The sequence below is a fragment of the Pseudescherichia sp. AS216 genome (assembly GCF_037152055.1).
Classification (GTDB): Bacteria; Pseudomonadota; Gammaproteobacteria; order Enterobacterales; family Enterobacteriaceae; genus Pseudescherichia.
This window is the reverse complement of sequence record NZ_JBBCMV010000005.1, coordinates 321,599-340,386: the sequence shown is the minus strand read 5'-3', so window position 1 is coordinate 340,386 and position 18,788 is coordinate 321,599. Positions and strand designations below refer to the sequence as shown.

Genomic DNA, 18,788 nt, shown 5'->3' with positions numbered 1-18,788 from the left:
AATTAGTTACTCTTCTTCTGGGCCGGTGCCGGTTTATTGCCTTTGTCCTGCAGCTGAGACGGAACCAGGACGGTGGTCACGCGCTTGCCTTTTTCGCTAAACGCCTGCATTTTTTGCTCTTTGACCAGATAGGTAATTTTGTCGCCGGTGATATTGCTGTCCTGCTGCTCAAGGAAGGCGTTGCCGGTCAGCACCACGAAGTCATTTTGCAGCTCGTAGTGCAGCTGACCCGCATGGCCCTGCACCGGCTTGCCGTTATCCTGCATCTGATAGAAGGTGGCCGGGTTACCGTAGCCGTCAATGATCTCTTTGCCTTCCTGGCCGCCCGGACGGGTAACGACCACTTTATCGGCATTGATCTTAATCGTGCCCTGGGTCACCACCACGTTGCCGGTGAAGGTGACCACGTTGCCCTGCATATCCAGAGACTGCTGGTCAGATTCAATATGGATCGGCTGATCGGTATCGCCGGTCACCGCCAGCGCCGGGACAGACGCGGCCAGAAGTACGCTGGCAAGCGCAAGATTAAGGCTGAGTTTGTTTATTTTGAATTTCATAGGAGGTTCTAACCTTTTCAATCAGCTCGGCGTTTTGGCTGCGTAAGTTGCCGCGCATTTTCAGGCCGCTGGAATTAAATGTTGTACCGTATAACGTGACCAGATCGTTCGAGGTAACATCCTGAGTAATCAGGTTAATCTGCGCGTTATCCGTCGTGATTTTCCGCAGTTGGGACTCTGCTGTCAGGGCATTGACCTCAACATGTCCATAAAGATACAGCATACGGTCATCAGTCAGTTTGGCTTTATCTGACCTAATCGACCAGGTGGGCACTTTATTTTCGTCAAAGGTCGTTAATACCGGTTGCGTAAACCAGGAGACTGCCTGGTCAGAGAAGTACTCCACGTGCTGTGCGATCAGGCGATAGTTCAACGCCCCTTCCGGGCTGTAGACCACGGTATCGGTGTGCTCGCTGCGGTAGGTCGGCTCACTATTGTTGATCACGACTTCGCTGTCGTCATCCCGATCGGTGAGGTTGACGCCAATCAATACCAGCACCGCCAGCGATAGCAGAATGATAACCCAACGTCTGGTTTTACTCATATCGATTGCCCTTTGGCCTCTTCCAGTTTGCCCTGTGCCAGCAGCAGCAGATCGCAGACTTCACGCACCGCGCCGCGTCCACCCTGAATATGCGTAACGTAGTCCGCACGCGGCAGCAGTAGCGGGTGTGCATCGGCCACGGCCACGCTTAAACCGACTTCCGCCATCACCGGCCAGTCGATCAGGTCGTCACCCACGTAGGCGACCTCATCGGCGCTGACGGCGAGGGTAGCGAGCAGCTCCCGGTAGGCGATCAGCTTGTCTGACTGCCCCTGATAAAGATGCGTGATCCCCAGCGTAGCGCAGCGGTCTTCCAGCAGCTTGGCCTTGCGGCCGGTAATGATGGCCACCTCAATGCCTGAGGTCAACGCGCAGCGGATGCCGTAGCCGTCGCGCACGTTGAACGCTTTCAGCTCTTCACCATTATTACCCATAAAAATCAGGCCGTCAGACATTACGCCGTCGACGTCCAGGATCAGCAGGCGGATCTTCTCCGCCTTTGCTATCACTTGCGTACTGACCGGCCCGTAGCAGGTCGCCAGTGACGCACCAGCATTACTCATTCTCTTATCCTTTTTACACTACGCCTGCGCGCAGCAGATCGTGCATATGTACCACACCCAGCAGCTGGTCGCCATCGGCAACCATCACCGCCGTAATATGCCGGGACTGCATCAGGTTCAGGACGTCAACCGCCAGCGTGCCTGCGCGAACGCGAATGCCGCCGGGGGTCATTACGTCTGCGATACCTAAATTCCTTACGTCCGCGCCCATATCAAACACGCGGCGCAGGTCGCCATCGGTGAAGATGCCTTCGATCTTCATCAGGTCGTCGCACACCACCGTCATGCCCAGGTTTTTGCGGGTGATCTCCAGCAGCGCGTCGCGCAGGGAGGCCTCTTTGCTGACGTGGGGGATCTCATCCCCGGTGTGCATAATATCGTTTACCCGCAGCAGTAGCTTGCGTCCCAGCGCGCCGCCGGGGTGGGAGAGGGCAAAGTCCTCTGCAGTAAAGCCGCGTGCCTTCAATAGCGCTACCGCCAACGCGTCGCCCATGACCAGCGCCGCCGTGGTGCTGGACGTAGGGGCCAGCCCCAGCGGACAGGCTTCACGAGGCACTTTGACGCACAGATGAATATCCGCCGCTCGCGCCATGCTGCTCTCCGGACGGCTGGTGACGCAGATCAACGGCACCTGCAAGCGTTTCAGCACCGGGATCAGCGCGAGGATCTCGTTAGATTCGCCGGAGTTTGACAGCGCGATAACGATATCCTGCGGAGCGACCATGCCGAGATCGCCGTGGGCGGCCTCGCCTGGATGTACAAAAAACGACGGCGTGCCGGTGCTGGCGAAGGTCGCCGCCATTTTACGCCCGATATGGCCAGATTTGCCCATGCCCATCACCACCACTTTACCGGCGCAGTAGAACATTTTTTCGCAGGCTTCGGTAAAGTCTTCGTTGATATAGCGGTCAAGCTCGGCCAGGCCTTCACGTTCAATGGTCAGTACATCCCTGCCTGCCTGTTGAAAGTCAAAGCCCGGCGGCAAATCTATGTGCGACATAATAGGTTTCCGATTATCCAGTGATATACGGCGATAGCCAGTAGAGCATCGCCATCCATATGATAAAACCGCCGATCAACAGCGCCCCTGCACCCCGGCCCGTCTGGCGCTGCCGACGCCAGCACAGCAGGGCAAAGATAACGCTGACCGCCAGCATTACGCCGAAGTCACGCGTAAAGGCCAGCGGGTTAAAGGAGCCGGGCACAATCAGCGCGGGCAGGCCCAGCACAATGGCGATATTAATAATGCTGGAGCCGATGATATTACCGATGGCAATATCATCTTCGCCTTTGCGTGTGCCGGCGATAGCGGTAGCCAGCTCCGGCAGGCTAGTGCCAATGGCAATGACCGTCAGGCCGATGGTCAGCTCGCTCATCCCCAGCACGTTAGCCAGCACCGTGGCGTTATCAATCACCATCCGGGTTGCCATCGGCATGACGATCAGCGCGACCCCCAGCCAGAGAAACGCTACCGACAGGCTGCCTTCACGGGGCAGCTCTGCCAGCTGCTCCCGCGTCAGGCTATCATTGCCCTGGCGGCCAATCTTAACAATGAATACCAGCCAGAGCACGGCTAACAGCAGTAAAAAGAGACCCTCCGCCCGGCTAAGCTGGCCATCGTACAACACTGCGCCAGCCAGCGCGCTAACGATCAACATTAGCGGGATTTCGCGGCGCAGAATATCAGAATGTACGGTAAATGGATGGAACAGGGCGGCCAGACCGAGGATCAGCAGAATATTAACAATGTTGGAGCCCAGCGCCGTGCCGATGGCCAGATCCATCTGCCCATGCAGGGAAGCGGCCATCGAGACAATGATTTCAGGTAGAGAGGTGCCGATGGTGACCACCGTCATGCCGATGATCAGCGGCGGGATCCCGACGCTCCGACAGAGAATAGATGCGGCAAACACCAGACGATCGGCACTGTAGACCACCAAAAGTAAACCAATAATTAACAGCGCCATCGCTAAAAGCATCTAAAGTCCTTTCTTCAGGTATAATCGCCGGTCCGCAGTCAGCGATCGCAGGCGAGAAAAGGATCGGTTAGACACAGCGAGTCCTAATTTTGACTTTAAGCGGCTTAAAAGTAAAACAAATGCCAGCTTTAGCTAACCTATGCACACAATATTCTGTAAAAATATCGTGACCAGGCGTAATGACGCGTCCCGGTTACACCTAACAAGGCAGAAGGAAAAGTAAATGAGCCAGACGATGGCGAATTTAGTCGATGTCCGTGGCGTCAGCTTCTCCCGTGGCAATCGGTGTATCTTCGACAATATTTCACTGACGGTGCCGCGGGGAAAGATCACTGCGATCATGGGACCGTCAGGGATCGGTAAAACCACGCTGCTGCGCCTGATCGGCGGGCAGATCCCGCCGGATGGCGGCGAGATCCTGTTTGACGGCGAAAACGTACCGGCCATGTCGCGTACCCGCCTCTACACCGTGCGCAAGCGTATGAGCATGCTGTTCCAGTCTGGGGCGCTGTTCACCGACATGACCGTGTTTGACAACGTGGCCTATCCGCTGCGTGAGCACACGCATCTGCCGCCTGCGCTGCTTAAAAGCACGGTGATGATGAAGCTGGAAGCCGTTGGCCTGCGCGGCGCGGCAAAGCTGATGCCGTCCGAGCTCTCCGGCGGCATGGCCCGACGGGCGGCGCTGGCGCGGGCGATTGCCCTGGAGCCGGACCTGATCATGTTTGATGAGCCTTTTGTTGGCCAGGATCCCATCACTATGGGCGTGCTGGTCAAGCTTATCTCTGAGCTGAACAGCGCGCTGGGCGTCACCTGCATTGTCGTCTCTCACGACGTGCCCGAGGTATTGAGTATTGCCGACTACGCCTATATCGTGGCCGACAAAAAGATCGTTGCCCACGGCAGCGCGCAGGGACTGCAGGAGAATGCCGATCCCCGGGTACGCCAGTTCCTTGACGGCATTGCGGATGGCCCGGTGCCGTTCCGCTACCCGGCAGGTGACTACCTTCATGATTTACTAGGAACAGGGAGTTAAGCCACTCATGCTGTTAAATGCACTGGCATCGCTTGGACATCGCGGGATCAAAACGCTCGCGACGTTCGGGCGCGCCGGGTTGATGTTATTCAATGCGCTGGTCGGCAAGCCCGAGTTTCGCAAGCACGCCCCGCTGCTGGTTCGCCAGCTCTATAATGTGGGCGTGCTCTCGATGCTCATCATCCTTGTCTCCGGGGTGTTCATCGGTATGGTGCTTGGGCTTCAGGGCTACCTGGTGCTCACCACCTACAGCGCCGAAACCAGCCTCGGAATGCTGGTGGCGCTGTCGCTGCTGCGTGAGCTGGGGCCGGTGGTTGCCGCGCTGCTGTTTGCCGGGCGGGCCGGGTCGGCGCTGACGGCCGAAATCGGTCTGATGCGGGCGACCGAGCAGCTCTCCAGCATGGAGATGATGGCCGTGGATCCGCTGCGCCGGGTGATTGCGCCACGCTTCTGGGCGGGGGTGATCTCGCTGCCGCTGCTGACCATTATGTTTGTCGCGGTCGGCATCTGGGGCGGCTCGCTGGTGGGCGTAAACTGGAAAGGTATTGATTCCGGCTTCTTCTGGACGGCGATGCAAAACGCCGTCGATCTGCGCCTCGATCTGGTGAACTGCCTGATCAAAAGCGTGGTGTTCGCTATTACTGTTACCTGGATCGCGCTGTTTAATGGTTATGACGCGATCCCCACGTCGGCAGGGATCAGCCGGGCCACCACACGTACCGTTGTGCACTCATCGTTGACCATTCTCGGCCTCGATTTTGTGCTCACCGCTCTGATGTTTGGGAACTGAGTAGATGCAAACGAAAAAAACAGAAATTTGGGTGGGTATTTTTCTTCTGATTGCCCTGCTGGCGGCGCTTTTTATCTGCCTGAAGGCGGCGGACGTCGCCTCTATGCGGACTGAGCCAACCTACCGGATCACCGCTACTTTCGACAACATTGGCGGCGTGAAGATCCACTCGCCGGTGCGTATTGGCGGCGTCGTGGTTGGGCGCGTGGCTGATATCGAACTCGATCCGAAAACCTACCTGCCGCGCGTGTCGCTGGATATCGAAGAGCGTTATAACCAGATCCCCGATACCAGCTCGCTGGCTATTCGTACCTCGGGCCTGCTGGGGGAACAATATCTGGCGCTTAACGTCGGTTTTGACGATCCCGAGCTGGGAAGTTCTATGCTTAAAGACGGCAGCACCATTCAGGATACCAAGTCCGCAATGGTACTTGAGGACTTGATCGGACAATTCCTTTACAACAGCAAAGGTAGCGACAATAAGAGTTCAGGTGATGCGCCAGCGCCGGGCGCTGCTGATACTGACGTTGCACCGTCCGCCACCCCGACGAATCCATAAGGAGAAGTGACGCATGTTTAAACGACTGTTAATGATTGCCGTACTGGCTATTGCTCCGCTGACGGCAGCTACCGCCGCCGATCAGAGCAACCCGTACACGCTGATGCAGGAAGCGGCGAAAAAGACCTTCGATCGCCTTAAAACCGAACAGCCGAAAATCCGCGCTAACCCTGACTACCTGCGTGAGGTGGTTGATCAAGAGCTGCTGCCCTACGTGCAGGTGAAATACGCGGGTGCACTGGTGCTGGGCCGCTACTACAAAGAAGCGACTCCAGCCCAGCGTGATGCCTACTTTGCCGCCTTCCGTGAGTACCTCAAGCAGGCCTATGGCCAGGCACTGGCGATGTATAACGGCCAGACCTACCAGATTGCCCCGGAGAAGCCGCTGGGTAATGCCTCTATCGTGCCGATCCGCGTCACCATTAACGATCCAAACGGTCGTCCGCCGGTGCGCCTCGACTTCCAGTGGCGTAAGAACAGCCAGACCGGCAACTGGCAGGCCTATGACATGATTGCCGAAGGCATCAGCATGATCACCACAAAACAGAACGAGTGGAGCGACCTGCTGCGTACCAAAGGCATTGACGGTCTGACCGCACAGCTGAAATCGATCTCCCAGCAGAAAATCACCCTGGACGAGAAGAAATAATGGCTGACCAGCTACGCTGGACGCGCGATGGCGAGCGGCTGGCTCTCCATGGAGAGCTGGATCAGGACGTGCTGAACGCGCTGTGGGAGGCGAGGGCGCAGGCGCTGAACGGCGTTGACGTCATTGACCTGACCGGGGTAGCCCGCGTCGACACCGCCGGTGTGGCCCTGCTGGTTCACCTGGTGGCCTTTGCCCGCAAACAGGGGCGCGAGGTCGTGCTTGAGGGCGTCAGCGATAAGGTCCGGACCCTGGCGCAGCTCTATAACCTGCCCGCCGATGCGCTGCCACACTAATATTTTCAGTACGTTACTACTCATAGCCTCGCTTGATTGATAAGCGAGGCTTTTTGCTTATTTAAGACAGCGCCACTTTCCTCTAAGATGTTGGACTGTTTTCACTACCAGATGAATTAAAGCCCATGGAAAATCATGAAATCCAGACCGTGCTGATGAACGCACTCTCCCTGCAGGAAGCCCACGTTAGCGGCGATGGCAGTCACTTTCAGGTTATTGCGGTGGGTGAAATTTTTGCCGACATGAGTCGCGTGAAGAAGCAGCAGGCCGTCTATGCGCCGCTGATGGAGTACATTGCGGACAACCGCATCCATGCCCTGTCGATTAAAGCCTATACGCCCGCTGAGTGGGCGCGCGACCGCAAACTTAATGGTTTTTGAGCTGGCGGTCATTGACCGACAGTACGTATGAATTCTTAACAGAGAAGAGATGAATGGATAAGTTTCGTGTACAGGGGCCGACCCGGCTTCAGGGCGAAGTGACAATTTCAGGAGCGAAAAACGCAGCGCTGCCCATTCTTTTTGCCGCCCTGCTGGCAGAAGAGCCCGTGGAAATTCGTAACGTTCCGAAGCTGAAAGATATCGATACCACCATGAAGCTGCTGAGCCAGCTTGGCATGAAGGTCGAGCGCAACGGTTCCGTCTGGATGGACGGCAGTGCGGTTAATATCTATCGCGCCCCCTACGAACTGGTAAAGACCATGCGCGCCTCAATCTGGGCTCTGGGTCCGCTGGTGGCACGTTTTGGCAAAGGCGAAGTCTCCCTGCCGGGCGGCTGCGCTATCGGCGCGCGTCCAGTAGACCTGCATATTAGCGGCCTTGAGCAGCTGGGTGCAGAGATCAAGCTGGAAGAGGGCTACGTTAAAGCGTCCGTGAACGGTCGCCTGAAAGGGGCGCATATCGTGATGGATAAGGTCAGCGTTGGCGCGACTGTGACCATCATGTCGGCGGCGACACTGGCCGAAGGCACCACGATTATCGAAAACGCCGCCCGCGAGCCGGAGATTGTCGATACGGCAAACTTCCTCAACACCCTGGGGGCGAAGATCACCGGCATGGGTACGGACAGCATCACCATTGAGGGCGTTGAGCGCCTGGGTGGCGGTGTCTACAGCGTGCTGCCTGACCGTATCGAAACCGGGACCTTCCTTGTTGCTGCGGCCATCTCCGGCGGTAAAATCGTCTGCCATAAAGCTCAGCCTGATACCCTGGATGCGGTGCTGGCCAAGCTGCGTGAAGCGGGCGCGGATATTGAGCTCGGCGAAGACTGGATCAGCCTGGATATGCACGGCAAGCGTCCGAAGGCGGTTAACGTGCGCACCGCGCCACACCCGGCATTCCCGACCGACATGCAGGCGCAGTTTACGCTGCTGAACCTGGTGGCAGAAGGAACCGGCGTCGTGACGGAAACCATCTTCGAAAACCGCTTTATGCACATTCCGGAGCTAATCCGCATGGGTGCACACGCGGAGATTGAGAGCAACACCGCTATCTGTCACGGCGTGGAGAAACTCTCCGGTGCCCAGGTGATGGCAACCGATCTGCGTGCGTCTGCAAGCCTGGTGCTGGCGGGCTGTATTGCAGAAGGAACCACCATCGTTGAGCGTATTTATCATATCGATCGTGGGTATGAAACTATTGAGAACAAGCTGCGGGCGCTGGGCGCGAACATCGAACGCGTAAAAGGCGAGTAAGGCTTAATGGAAGGCAGCCCCCTTACCGGAAGGAGAAGGGGGTTGGCTTGCCGGATTAACGAAATTTATGCTTTGGACTGTTTCCTCTCTCTCTTTCTGATCAGCTTCGAACGATCGATAAACTCATGAGTAATCGGATTGTGGTAGCGCGACGGCCAGATGACCCACGGATCCGTCTCAATCGCCCTGGCGATGATCATCTCCCCCTTCGGCCACGGCCGCGTCAGTACGTTAGCCAGCGTCGATGAGCTGAGACCATTTCTGCGTGACTCTGCCGCCATTGAGGTCCCTTTCTTACGTAGCGCGGCAATGATATCGGCTGGGTGCCAGTCAATCAGTTTCTGTTCCATTTTTCCTCCCTGTAATTGCGATAAGCACTGCGCTAAAACGGTGCGCGGGACTATCATATCGCTAAGGGAGCTGAAGCTCTAATAAGTTCTTATAAAAGAGTGCGATTTAGGAATTTGCCAGGAATAATCCCACGGTGTTACTGAACTTGGTAGGATTCGGTTATTGGAATTTTTTGGAATATTCCCGCGCGGTCACGCGGGAGTGTAGGGATCAGCGATCGCGCTGCACGGCGATATGCGCCAGGCCAATCAGCGCGTCACGCCAGGGGGAGTCCGGTAAGACCTGAAGCGCGGCAATAGCTTTATCTGCCTCCTCTTCCGCCCGCTGCCGCGTCCACTCCAGCGAACCGCAGGCAGCCATCGCCTCCAGTACCGGGGTTAACAGGTGGCGGCCGTTGCCCTGCTCAATGGCTTCACGGATCATCTGCGCCTGCTCGGGCGTACCGTGACGCATGGCATGCAGCAGCGGCAGGGTAGGTTTGCCTTCGTTGAGATCGTCGCCCACGTTTTTACCCAGCGTCTCGCCATCGGCGCTGTAGTCCAGCAGGTCGTCGATAAGCTGGAAGGCGGTACCGAGATAGCGGCCGTAATCCTGCAGCCCCTTCTCCTGTGCTTCGCTACAGCCTGCCAAAATGCCTGAGCACTGGGCAGCCGCCTCGAACAGACGAGCCGTTTTGCTGTAGATAACCCGCATATAGTTCTCTTCGGTAATATTCGGGTCGTTCACGTTCATCAGCTGAAGCACTTCACCTTCAGCGATCACGTTTACCGCTTCCGACATCACCGCCAGCACCTTGAGCGAGCCGAGGCTGGTCATCATCTGGAAGGAGCGGGTATAGATAAAATCCCCCACCAGCACGCTGGCTGCGTTGCCAAACGCGGCGTTAGCGGTGGCTTTGCCCCGGCGCATATCGGATTCATCCACCACGTCGTCATGCAGCAGCGTTGCGGTATGAATAAATTCAATTAGCGCCGCAATAGTAACGTGATCATGTCCCTCATAGCCTACAGCGCGTGCGGCCAGCACGGCGATCATCGGACGGATACGTTTGCCGCCGCCGCTGACAATGTAATACCCCAGCTGGTTGATCAGCTGTACGTCCGAGTCGAGCTGTTGCAGTATTGTCGCATTGACACCCGCCATATCTTGCGCGGTTAACTCATTGATTTTTTCTAAATTCATCGCAAAAGCCGGGCTTAAAGTCCTGTTTATCACCTGTCAAAATGGGATAACAAAGGGTTACGGGTTAGCTATAGTATCGTTGATTGTACTGAAAAAACGCGCCAGATAAACGTTACCATACACGTTGTGTTTTTTTTCTTCGTCTGTTGACGATCGCTCTTGTCAAAGCCTCACGTTTTGCGTAATATTCGCGCCCTATTGTGAATATTTATAGCGCACTCTGAATCACTCGAAAGATGTGCGCGGAAGCGGAGTTTTTTATGTACGCGGTTTTCCAAAGTGGTGGTAAACAACACCGAGTAAGCGAAGGTCAGACCATTCGCCTGGAAAAGCTGGACATCGCAACTGGCGAAACTATTGAGTTCGCTGAAGTTCTGATGGTCGCAAACGGTGAAGAAGTCAAAATCGGCGTTCCTTTCGTTGATGGCGGCGTTATCAAAGCTGAAGTTGTTGCTCACGGTCGTGGCGAGAAAGTTAAAATCGTTAAGTTTCGTCGTCGTAAACACTATCGTAAGCAGCAAGGCCATCGTCAGTGGTTCACTGATGTTAAAATCACTGGCATCAGCGCTTAAGACTAGGGGAGCAGATTTAAATGGCACACAAAAAGGCTGGCGGCTCAACTCGTAACGGTCGCGATTCAGAAGCTAAACGTCTGGGCGTAAAACGCTTTGGCGGAGAAGCAGTACTGGCAGGTAGCATCATCGTTCGTCAACGTGGTACTAAGTTCCACGCTGGCTCTAACGTTGGTTGCGGCCGTGACCACACTCTGTTCGCTTTGACTGACGGTAAAGTTAAGTTCGAAGTTAAAGGCCCGAAAAACCGTAAGTTCATCAGCATCGTTGCTGAATAAGTTTTTCGCGTCCCGGTAACGGATGAAAGCCCCGCAACACGTTGCGGGGCTTTTTACATTCGACGTCCGGAAAATCTCTTGTAGGGAATACGGGCAATGAAGCAGCAGGCAGGCATTGGGATCCTTTTAGCGCTAACGACAGCCATGTGCTGGGGCGCATTGCCCATTGCTATGAAGCAGGTGCTGGAGGTGATGGAACCGCCTACAATCGTGTTCTATCGCTTTTTAATGGCCGCGATAGGCCTCGGCTCGATTCTGGCCATCAAGGGCAAACTGCCGCCGATGCGCATTTTCCGTCAACGCCGCTGGCTGGTGTTGCTGGCTATTGCTACCGGGGGCCTGTTCGGGAATTTCATTCTCTTCAGCTCTTCTCTACAATATTTAACCCCGACGGCATCACAGGTGATTGGACAGCTCTCACCGGTGGGCATGATGATGGCTAGCGTGTTTATCCTGAAGGAGAAAATGCGCGGCACCCAGATCATTGGGGCCGTCATGCTGCTTTGCGGGCTGGTGATGTTTTTCAACACCAGCCTGATTGAGATCTTCACCAGACTCACTGATTACACCTGGGGTGTGATTTTCGGCGTTAGCGCCGCCGCTGTCTGGGTGAGCTACGGGGTCGCGCAAAAGGTATTATTACGCCGCCTGGCCTCGCAGCAGATCCTCTTTTTGCTGTACACTTTATGCACAATAGCGTTGCTGCCGTTGGCAGAGCCTGCCACGATAGCCCGGCTTAGCCACTGGCAGCTGGCCTGTCTGATCTTCTGCGGCCTTAATACGCTGGTAGGCTATGGCGCACTCGTCGAGGCGATGGCGCGCTGGCAGGCGGCGCAGGTGAGCGCGTTAATCACGCTGACCCCGCTGTTTACGCTGTTGTTTTCAGATTTATTATCACAGGCCTGGCCTGATGTTTTCGCCAGACCGATGTTAAACCTTTTAGGTTATCTCGGTGCGTTTGTCGTGGTTGCGGGCGCTATGTATTCCGCCATAGGCCACCGCCTCTGGGGACGCTGGCGCAAGCGTGAAGTGATTGTCACTTTACCCCGCTCAGGCGAATGAGTAACGGAGAGTAAAATGAAGTTTGTTGATGAAGCTACGATTCTGGTCGTGGCAGGTGACGGCGGTAACGGCTGCGTAAGCTTTCGTCGTGAAAAATATATTCCACGCGGCGGCCCTGACGGCGGCGACGGTGGTGACGGTGGCGATGTCTGGCTGGAAGCGGACGAGAACCTCAACACCCTGATCGACTACCGCTTTGAGAAGTCTTTCCGCGCCGAGCGTGGGCAGAACGGCCAGAGCCGTGACTGTACCGGCAAGCGCGGTAAAGATGTCACCGTTAAGGTACCGGTAGGAACGCGCATTATTGACCAGGGTACGGGCGAGACCATGGGCGATATGACCAAACACGGTCAGCGTCTGATGGTCGCTAAAGGCGGCTGGCACGGCCTGGGTAACACGCGCTTTAAATCCTCTGTTAACCGTACGCCGCGACAGAAAACCATGGGTACGCCGGGCGATAAGCGCGATCTGCAGCTGGAGCTGATGCTGCTGGCCGACGTCGGAATGCTGGGCATGCCTAACGCCGGTAAATCGACGTTCATCCGCGCCGTCTCCGCAGCGAAGCCGAAGGTGGCGGACTATCCGTTTACCACCCTGGTGCCAAGCCTCGGTGTAGTGCGTATGGATACCGAAAAGAGCTTTGTGGTTGCCGACATTCCGGGCCTGATTGAAGGCGCGGCAGAGGGTGCAGGGCTGGGTATTCGCTTCCTGAAACACCTTGAGCGCTGTCGTGTCCTGCTGCACCTGATCGACATCGATCCGATCGACGGTTCCGATCCGGTTGAGAACGCGCGCATCATCACCGGCGAGCTGGAGAAGTACAGCGAGAAGCTGGCCGCTAAGCCACGCTGGCTGGTCTTCAACAAGATCGACCTGATGGATAAAGCTGAGGCCGAAGAGAAGGCCGCGGCGATTGCGAAAGCGCTGGGCTGGGAAGATAAGCACTATCTTATCTCTGCGGCCAGCCAGCAGGGCGTAAAAGACCTCTGCTGGGACGTCATGACCTTCATCATCGAGAACCCGCTGGTTCAGGCTGAAGAGGCGAAGCAGCCTGAAAAAGTCGAATTCATGTGGGATGACTACCACCGCCAGCAGCTTGAAGATGCTGAAGTGGAAGAGGACGATGAAGATGACGACTGGGATGAAGAGGACGACGAAGGTATAGAGTTCATCTACAAGCGTTAATGCAGTAAAAACGAAAAACCCCGGCCATAAGCCGGGGTTTTTGTTTGTGCACGTAGCCGAATTAATTATTCTGGTAAACGTCTTTGTACAACCGGCTCTCAAAACGCACCAGCGGGATACGACGGTTGCGCTGGTCGGCAGGCTCTACCGCATAGCCGGAGAGATACTGCACAAAGGCCATACGCTGGCCGCTGGCGGTGGTAATAAAGCCCGCCAGGTTATACACCCCCTGCAGGGAGCCTGTCTTCGCCGACACCTTACCGTCTACGCCTGCCGCATGCAGACCGGCACGGTACTGTAACGAGCCGTCATAGCCTGCCAGCGGCAGCATCGAGATGAAGTTCAGCTCGGTATCATGCTGGGCGATATATTGCAGCACCTGCATCATGGTGGCAGGGGAGATCAGGTTATGGCGCGACAGGCCGGAGCCATCCACCACAATGCTGTTACCCAGCTCAACGCCCGCCTGCTGGCGCAGGATCTGCCGCACGGCATCCGCTCCCGCACGCCACGTCCCCGGCACGCCAAAGCGCGCATGGCCGATGGTGCGAAACACGGTATCGGCGATCATGTTGTCCGACTTTTTCAGCATAATTTTCAAGAGATCGTGCAGCGGCGCGGACTGCTTGCTGGCAATCACCGTTCCCGGCTCGTTAACCAGCGTCTGGCGCAGCAGCGTCCCGCTATAGGTTATACCAGCCTGTTTAAGCTCGTCCTTCAGCACCGCCCCGGCGTAGCTCGCCCCGTCCTGTATCGCAAAGGCCAGCGGCAGCGGATCGGCGCGCTGGGTCAGGCAGCCGGTGAGCGTAAAGCGGTTAAGATCGCCCGGGACGACGTCCAGTTCGCAGTACTGGGCATCAGGAGAGCCTTTCGCCAGCGTACGCACCTGGCTGAACATGGTAACAGGGTAGTAGGAGGCGATGCGGATAAACGCCAGATCGTTCGCTTTCTGGGCGCTATAGAGCGACACCGAGAAGCAGTTACGATCGATAATCGCGGCGGCGGGGGGCGCACTGAAGCACTGGGTCATGTCATTCCACGGCCAGCCGGGAGCTTTATCGTGGCTGGCAAACACCGAGGTGTCGATCAGCACATTGCCCTCAATCTGCTGGACGCCGGCTTTTTTCAGCACTGCCACCATATTGCGGATATCCTGTCGCTTTAGCGTCGGATCGCCGCCAAATCGCGCTACTAAGTCCCCTTTTAGCACCCCGTTCGCAACGCTGCCTTTACTCTCAAGCGTGGTGGTAAAACGGAAATCTGGCCCTAGCTGCAGCAGGGCGGCCAGCGCGGTGATCACCTTTTGGGTACTGGCGGGCAGGGCCATCTGCTGACTGTGGTAATCAATATCAGGAGCCTGAGCGCCTACCTTCTGCACCATCAGGGCGAGGTTTGCGCCAGCAGGAAGCTGGTTAATGTACTCATCAACGTTCGCGGCCTGCACATTCAACGCTATACTGGTGGTCAATCCGATGACATATCTGGAAAATCGCATAATCTCGCGCTAGAAACCTGGAAACAGGCCGTCATACTACGGTGCATCGCACCGGAAAGTAAACGATGACCCATAAGGAACTTCCGGGTAAAATGCGTATCAAATTGAAAAATTGCTGCTGACCTGGAGCTTTGTCTCCGGGTCGGTTTTCTTTTTGCTTTTTGACCCCTTCTTTTGCGCGGTATGCAGGGGCAAAGCTACCGGGGCGGGGCCACCGCTCCCTACAGGAATGTTTAAGAGGTATAACAATGCAAGCTATTCCGATGACCTTACGTGGTGCTGAAAAATTACGCGAAGAGCTGGATTTTCTGAAATCCGTGCGTCGTCCTGAAATCATCGCTGCGATTGCCGATGCCCGCGAGCACGGCGACCTGAAAGAGAATGCGGAGTACCATGCTGCCCGCGAGCAGCAGGGGTTCTGTGAAGGTCGTATCAAAGACATTGAGGCCAAGCTCTCCAATGCACAGGTGATCGACATCACAAAAATGCCTAACAATGGCCGCGTGATTTTTGGTTCAACCGTTACCGTGCTGAATCTCGATAACGATGAAGAGCAGACCTACCGCATCGTGGGTGATGATGAGGCGGATTTTAAGCAGAATCTGATCTCCGTAAATTCACCGATCGCACGCGGACTGGTAGGGAAAGAGCAGGATGATGTCGTCGTTATCCGCACCCCGGGTGGCGAAGTGGAGTATGAGATCCTCAAGGTAGAATATCTTTAATTACGCACCAACCTGTAATATGTTGACGTAATGTAAAGATAAGAAAAAGGCCGCATAGCGGCCTTTTAACAACGTCAAGAGCGTGGCATTTTGCTTGTCAGCTTGCGGAAAACCCCTCGTTTTACACAGATTTTGTGTTCTATCCAGGATATTCTTAGCGTGGCAGCGAAATTTTACGCTCCTTCGATGGGCGGTACAGCACCAGCGTTTTACCGATGACCTGTACGTTAGAGGCGCCGGTTTCACGAACAATCGCTTCCACGATCAGCGTCTTAGTTTCGCGGTCTTCGGTAGCGATCTTGACCTTGATAAGCTCATGGTGCTCTAGCGCTTGTTCAATCTCGGCCAGTACCCCTTCGGTCAAACCATTGTTGCCAAGCATAACTACCGGCTTGAGCGGATGTGCCAGACCTTTAAGGTGCTGTTTTTGTTTAGTACTCAGATTCATCGTATATTTTTGCTTACGTTGGGATTGAAAACGGTTCATTCTACCGCCATCTCCAGTGTATCGCCAAATCGGCTGTGCTGATAGTTGATAGCCTGCTACTCACGATGAACAACGTTGGAAATAGAGATGACAGGTAAAAAGCGTTCTGCCAGCTCAAGCCGCTGGCTTCAGGAACACTTTAGCGATAAATATGTGCAGCAGGCGCAGAAAAAAGGGTTACGTTCCCGCGCCTGGTTTAAACTTGATGAAATACAGCAAAGTGACAAGCTTTTTAAGCCAGGCATGACGGTTGTCGATCTGGGCGCTGCGCCGGGTGGCTGGTCACAGTATGTGGTCACGCAGATCGGTGGCAAAGGGCGGATCATCGCATGCGATCTTCTTCCTATGGATCCCATCGTTGGTGTCGACTTCCTTCAGGGCGATTTTCGTGATGAATTAGTGGTTAAGGCGCTGTTGGAACGCGTCGGCGACGAAAAAGTTCAGGTGGTCATGTCCGACATGGCCCCCAACATGAGCGGAACACCGGCAGTGGATATCCCCCGCGCTATGTATCTGGTGGAGCTGGCGCTGCAGATGTGCCGCGACGTTCTCGCACCGGGCGGAAATTTTGTTGTGAAGGTGTTTCAGGGCGAAGGTTTTGATGAGTATCTTAGAGAAATTCGCTCTCTGTTTACGAAGGTAAAAGTGCGTAAACCTGACTCTTCGCGTGCGCGTTCACGTGAAGTGTACATTGTAGCGACCGGGCGAAAATGATAAACCGTTGATATCAAACCCAGGTTTGAAGGAGACGGGATACCGAGTATCCTGACGCTGTTTTTAACACAGTTGTAATATGAGGTTAATCCCTTGAGTGACATGGCGAAAAACCTAATACTCTGGCTGGTCATTGCCGTTGTGCTGATGTCAGTATTCCAGAGCTTTGGGCCCAGCGAGTCGAACGGGCGTAAGGTGGATTACTCTACCTTCCTGCAAGAGGTCAATCAGGACCAGGTTCGCGAAGCGCGTATCAACGGACGTGAGATCAACGTTACCAAGAAAGATAGTAACCGTTACACGACTTACATCCCGGTTAACGATCCGAAACTGCTTGATAACCTGCTGACGAAAAACGTCAAAGTAGTTGGCGAGCCGCCGGAAGAGCCAAGCCTGCTGGCTTCAATCTTCATTTCGTGGTTCCCGATGCTGCTGTTAATCGGCGTCTGGATATTCTTTATGCGCCAGATGCAGGGCGGCGGTGGCAAAGGTGCCATGTCGTTCGGCAAGAGCAAGGCGCGTATGCTGACCGAAGATCAGATCAAAACTACCTTTGCTGACGTTGCCGGCTGCGACGAAGCCAAAGAAGAGGTGGGTGAGCTGGTTGAATACCTGCGTGAACCGAGCCGCTTCCAGAAGCTGGGCGGTAAGATCCCGAAAGGCGTCTTAATGGTCGGCCCTCCAGGTACCGGTAAAACCCTGCTGGCAAAAGCGATTGCCGGTGAAGCGAAGGTTCCCTTCTTTACCATTTCCGGTTCTGACTTCGTGGAAATGTTCGTAGGTGTCGGTGCATCTCGTGTGCGTGACATGTTCGAACAGGCCAAGAAAGCGGCACCGTGCATCATCTTTATCGATGAGATCGACGCCGTGGGCCGCCAGCGTGGCGCAGGCCTGGGCGGTGGTCATGATGAACGTGAGCAGACCCTGAACCAGATGCTGGTTGAGATGGATGGCTTTGAAGGCAACGAAGGCATTATCGTGATCGCCGCGACGAACCGTCCGGACGTGCTTGACCCGGCGCTGCTGCGTCCAGGCCGTTTCGACCGTCAGGTTGTGGTCGGTCTGCCAGACGTGCGTGGCCGTGAGCAGATCCTGAAGGTGCACATGCGCCGCGTACCGCTGGCGCCGGATATCGATGCGGCAATCATTGCTCGCGGTACCCCAGGCTTCTCCGGTGCGGATCTCGCTAACCTGGTCAACGAAGCGGCACTGTTTGCTGCCCGCGGCAACAAACGCGTTGTCTCTATGGTTGAGTTTGAGAAAGCGAAAGACAAGATCATGATGGGTGCGGAACGTCGCTCCATGGTGATGACCGAAGCGCAGAAAGAGTCGACCGCGTATCACGAAGCGGGCCACGCGATCATCGGTCGCCTGGTACCAGAACACGATCCGGTACACAAAGTGACGATTATTCCGCGCGGCCGTGCGCTGGGTGTGACCTTCTTCCTGCCTGAAGGCGATGCGATTAGCGCCAGCCGTCAGAAACTGGAAAGCCAGATCTCCACGCTGTACGGCGGTCGTCTGGCAGAAGAGATCATCTACGGCGTGGAACATGTTTCTACCGGGGCGTCCAACGACATTAAAGTGGCGACTAACCTGGCACGTAACATGGTGACTCAGTGGGGCTTCTCTGACAAACTCGGTCCGCTGCTGTATGCAGAGGAAGAGGGTGAGGTGTTCCTGGGCCGCAGCGTGGCGAAAGCGAAACACATGTCCGATGAAACGGCACGTATTATCGACCAGGAAGTGAAGCTGCTGATTGAGCGTAACTACAACCGCGCTCGCCAGATCCTGAACGATAACATGGACATCCTGCATTCAATGAAAGATGCGCTCATGAAGTATGAGACCATCGACGCTCCGCAGATTGATGACCTGATGGCCCGTCGCGATGTGCGTCCGCCAGCGGGCTGGGAAGATCCTGGCTCAAACAGTTCTGACAGTAATGGCACGCCGCGTGCGCCGCGTCCGGTTGATGAACCGCGTACGCCCAATCCAGGCAACACGATGTAAGTCTGGTTTGGCGCTGAGCAGTTTGGCGACAAATACGCTCATGCGGTATCTGCGTTAGCAC

Annotated in this window: 23 protein-coding genes; 14 read left to right on the top strand and 9 right to left on the bottom strand. The window is 55.6% G+C overall.

All coding sequences use genetic code 11. The features are described from left to right. Positions 1 to 2 precede the first annotated feature (2 nt). From lptA to WFN61_RS16590, 5 genes are read right to left on the bottom strand one after another with little or no spacing between them, the layout of a single operon-like run. A complete protein-coding gene (gene lptA, locus WFN61_RS16610) occupies positions 3 to 557 on the bottom strand; it encodes a lipopolysaccharide ABC transporter substrate-binding protein LptA (RefSeq protein ID WP_222889463.1) in 555 nt (184 codons plus the stop codon). Further along, entirely contained in the window at positions 526 to 1,101 is a 576-nt protein-coding gene (gene lptC / locus WFN61_RS16605) for an LPS export ABC transporter periplasmic protein LptC (RefSeq protein WP_144817465.1), read from the bottom strand. Before lptC ends, lptA begins: the two co-directional genes overlap by 32 nt. Beyond that, positions 1,098 to 1,664 (bottom strand): 3-deoxy-manno-octulosonate-8-phosphatase KdsC, encoded by a 567-nt coding sequence (gene kdsC, locus WFN61_RS16600; RefSeq protein ID WP_144817466.1) that lies wholly within the window; start codon positions 1,662 to 1,664, stop codon positions 1,098 to 1,100. The genes lptC and kdsC overlap by 4 nt, the downstream gene beginning before the upstream one ends. Positions 1,665 to 1,677: 13 nt before the next feature. Then, on the bottom strand, positions 1,678 to 2,664 hold the full coding sequence (gene kdsD, locus WFN61_RS16595; protein WP_144817467.1) for an arabinose-5-phosphate isomerase KdsD: 987 nt from the start codon (positions 2,662 to 2,664) through the stop codon (positions 1,678 to 1,680). Positions 2,665 to 2,677: 13 nt separating this feature from the next. Continuing rightward, on the bottom strand, positions 2,678 to 3,643 hold the full coding sequence (locus WFN61_RS16590) for a calcium/sodium antiporter (protein WP_337038954.1): 966 nt from the start codon (positions 3,641 to 3,643) through the stop codon (positions 2,678 to 2,680). A gap of 223 nt (positions 3,644 to 3,866) precedes the next feature. Here WFN61_RS16590 and mlaF point away from each other — a divergent pair, with 223 nt between their 5' ends. The 7 genes from mlaF (at position 3,867) to murA (ending at position 8,663) form a co-directional block, all read left to right on the top strand. Further along, positions 3,867 to 4,679: a phospholipid ABC transporter ATP-binding protein MlaF gene (gene mlaF / locus WFN61_RS16585; RefSeq protein ID WP_103821353.1), complete on the top strand. Its 813-nt coding sequence runs from the start codon at positions 3,867 to 3,869 to the stop codon at positions 4,677 to 4,679. Positions 4,680 to 4,686: 7 nt separating this feature from the next. Then, on the top strand, positions 4,687 to 5,469 hold the full coding sequence (mlaE, locus tag WFN61_RS16580; protein ID WP_144817469.1) for a lipid asymmetry maintenance ABC transporter permease subunit MlaE: 783 nt from the start codon (positions 4,687 to 4,689) through the stop codon (positions 5,467 to 5,469). A gap of 4 nt (positions 5,470 to 5,473) precedes the next feature. Then, positions 5,474 to 6,028, top strand: a complete 555-nt coding sequence (mlaD, locus tag WFN61_RS16575) for an outer membrane lipid asymmetry maintenance protein MlaD (protein ID WP_144817470.1) — start codon at positions 5,474 to 5,476, stop codon at positions 6,026 to 6,028. 13 nt (positions 6,029 to 6,041) lie between these two features. Continuing rightward, positions 6,042 to 6,677 carry a phospholipid-binding protein MlaC gene (gene mlaC / locus WFN61_RS16570; RefSeq protein ID WP_144817471.1) on the top strand — a complete coding sequence of 212 codons (636 nt, stop codon included), beginning with the start codon at positions 6,042 to 6,044 and terminating at the stop codon, positions 6,675 to 6,677. Continuing rightward, entirely contained in the window at positions 6,677 to 6,970 is a 294-nt protein-coding gene (gene mlaB / locus WFN61_RS16565; RefSeq protein WP_144817472.1) for a lipid asymmetry maintenance protein MlaB, read from the top strand. Before mlaC ends, mlaB begins: the two co-directional genes overlap by 1 nt. A gap of 125 nt (positions 6,971 to 7,095) precedes the next feature. Further along, on the top strand, positions 7,096 to 7,350 hold the full coding sequence (gene ibaG, locus WFN61_RS16560) for a BolA family iron metabolism protein IbaG (RefSeq protein ID WP_042390090.1): 255 nt from the start codon (positions 7,096 to 7,098) through the stop codon (positions 7,348 to 7,350). Between the two features lie 53 nt (positions 7,351 to 7,403). Next, positions 7,404 to 8,663: a UDP-N-acetylglucosamine 1-carboxyvinyltransferase gene (gene murA, locus WFN61_RS16555; RefSeq protein ID WP_144817473.1), complete on the top strand. Its 1,260-nt coding sequence runs from the start codon at positions 7,404 to 7,406 to the stop codon at positions 8,661 to 8,663. Positions 8,664 to 8,728: 65 nt separating this feature from the next. Here the strand turns inward: murA and sfsB are convergent, their stop codons facing one another. After that, entirely contained in the window at positions 8,729 to 9,013 is a 285-nt protein-coding gene (sfsB, locus tag WFN61_RS16550; RefSeq protein WP_144817474.1) for a DNA-binding transcriptional regulator SfsB, read from the bottom strand. A 211-nt stretch (positions 9,014 to 9,224) separates the two neighbouring features. Continuing rightward, a complete protein-coding gene (gene ispB / locus WFN61_RS16545; RefSeq protein ID WP_144817475.1) occupies positions 9,225 to 10,196 on the bottom strand; it encodes an octaprenyl diphosphate synthase in 972 nt (323 codons plus the stop codon). A 260-nt stretch (positions 10,197 to 10,456) separates the two neighbouring features. Here ispB and rplU point away from each other — a divergent pair, with 260 nt between their 5' ends. The 4 genes from rplU to cgtA all read left to right on the top strand — a co-directional run bounded on the left by rplU (position 10,457) and on the right by cgtA (position 13,293). Beyond that, entirely contained in the window at positions 10,457 to 10,768 is a 312-nt protein-coding gene (gene rplU / locus WFN61_RS16540; RefSeq protein ID WP_042390095.1) for a 50S ribosomal protein L21, read from the top strand. Positions 10,769 to 10,788: 20 nt separating this feature from the next. Next, positions 10,789 to 11,046: a 50S ribosomal protein L27 gene (gene rpmA / locus WFN61_RS16535; RefSeq protein WP_017457338.1), complete on the top strand. Its 258-nt coding sequence runs from the start codon at positions 10,789 to 10,791 to the stop codon at positions 11,044 to 11,046. A gap of 96 nt (positions 11,047 to 11,142) precedes the next feature. Then, positions 11,143 to 12,108: a DMT family transporter gene (locus WFN61_RS16530; RefSeq protein WP_337038953.1), complete on the top strand. Its 966-nt coding sequence runs from the start codon at positions 11,143 to 11,145 to the stop codon at positions 12,106 to 12,108. Positions 12,109 to 12,123: 15 nt separating this feature from the next. Next, positions 12,124 to 13,293, top strand: a complete 1,170-nt coding sequence (gene cgtA / locus WFN61_RS16525; protein ID WP_144817477.1) for an Obg family GTPase CgtA — start codon at positions 12,124 to 12,126, stop codon at positions 13,291 to 13,293. Between the two features lie 61 nt (positions 13,294 to 13,354). On the opposite strand, the gene dacB is transcribed toward cgtA, so the two are convergent. Then, positions 13,355 to 14,788, bottom strand: a complete 1,434-nt coding sequence (gene dacB / locus WFN61_RS16520) for a serine-type D-Ala-D-Ala carboxypeptidase (RefSeq protein WP_222889471.1) — start codon at positions 14,786 to 14,788, stop codon at positions 13,355 to 13,357. Positions 14,789 to 15,036: 248 nt separating this feature from the next. On the opposite strand from dacB, the gene greA reads away from it, so the two are divergent. After that, positions 15,037 to 15,513 carry a transcription elongation factor GreA gene (greA, locus tag WFN61_RS16515; protein ID WP_042390099.1) on the top strand — a complete coding sequence of 159 codons (477 nt, stop codon included), beginning with the start codon at positions 15,037 to 15,039 and terminating at the stop codon, positions 15,511 to 15,513. Between the two features lie 154 nt (positions 15,514 to 15,667). Here the strand turns inward: greA and yhbY are convergent, their stop codons facing one another. Next, entirely contained in the window at positions 15,668 to 15,961 is a 294-nt protein-coding gene (gene yhbY, locus WFN61_RS16510) for a ribosome assembly RNA-binding protein YhbY (RefSeq protein WP_042390674.1), read from the bottom strand. A gap of 126 nt (positions 15,962 to 16,087) precedes the next feature. Between yhbY and rlmE the strand changes: the two genes are divergently transcribed. Both rlmE and ftsH read left to right on the top strand, forming a co-directional pair. Next, positions 16,088 to 16,714 (top strand): 23S rRNA (uridine(2552)-2'-O)-methyltransferase RlmE, encoded by a 627-nt coding sequence (gene rlmE, locus WFN61_RS16505; protein ID WP_042390101.1) that lies wholly within the window; start codon positions 16,088 to 16,090, stop codon positions 16,712 to 16,714. A 102-nt stretch (positions 16,715 to 16,816) separates the two neighbouring features. After that, positions 16,817 to 18,727: an ATP-dependent zinc metalloprotease FtsH gene (gene ftsH / locus WFN61_RS16500; protein ID WP_042390103.1), complete on the top strand. Its 1,911-nt coding sequence runs from the start codon at positions 16,817 to 16,819 to the stop codon at positions 18,725 to 18,727. Positions 18,728 to 18,788: the final 61 nt, after the last annotated feature.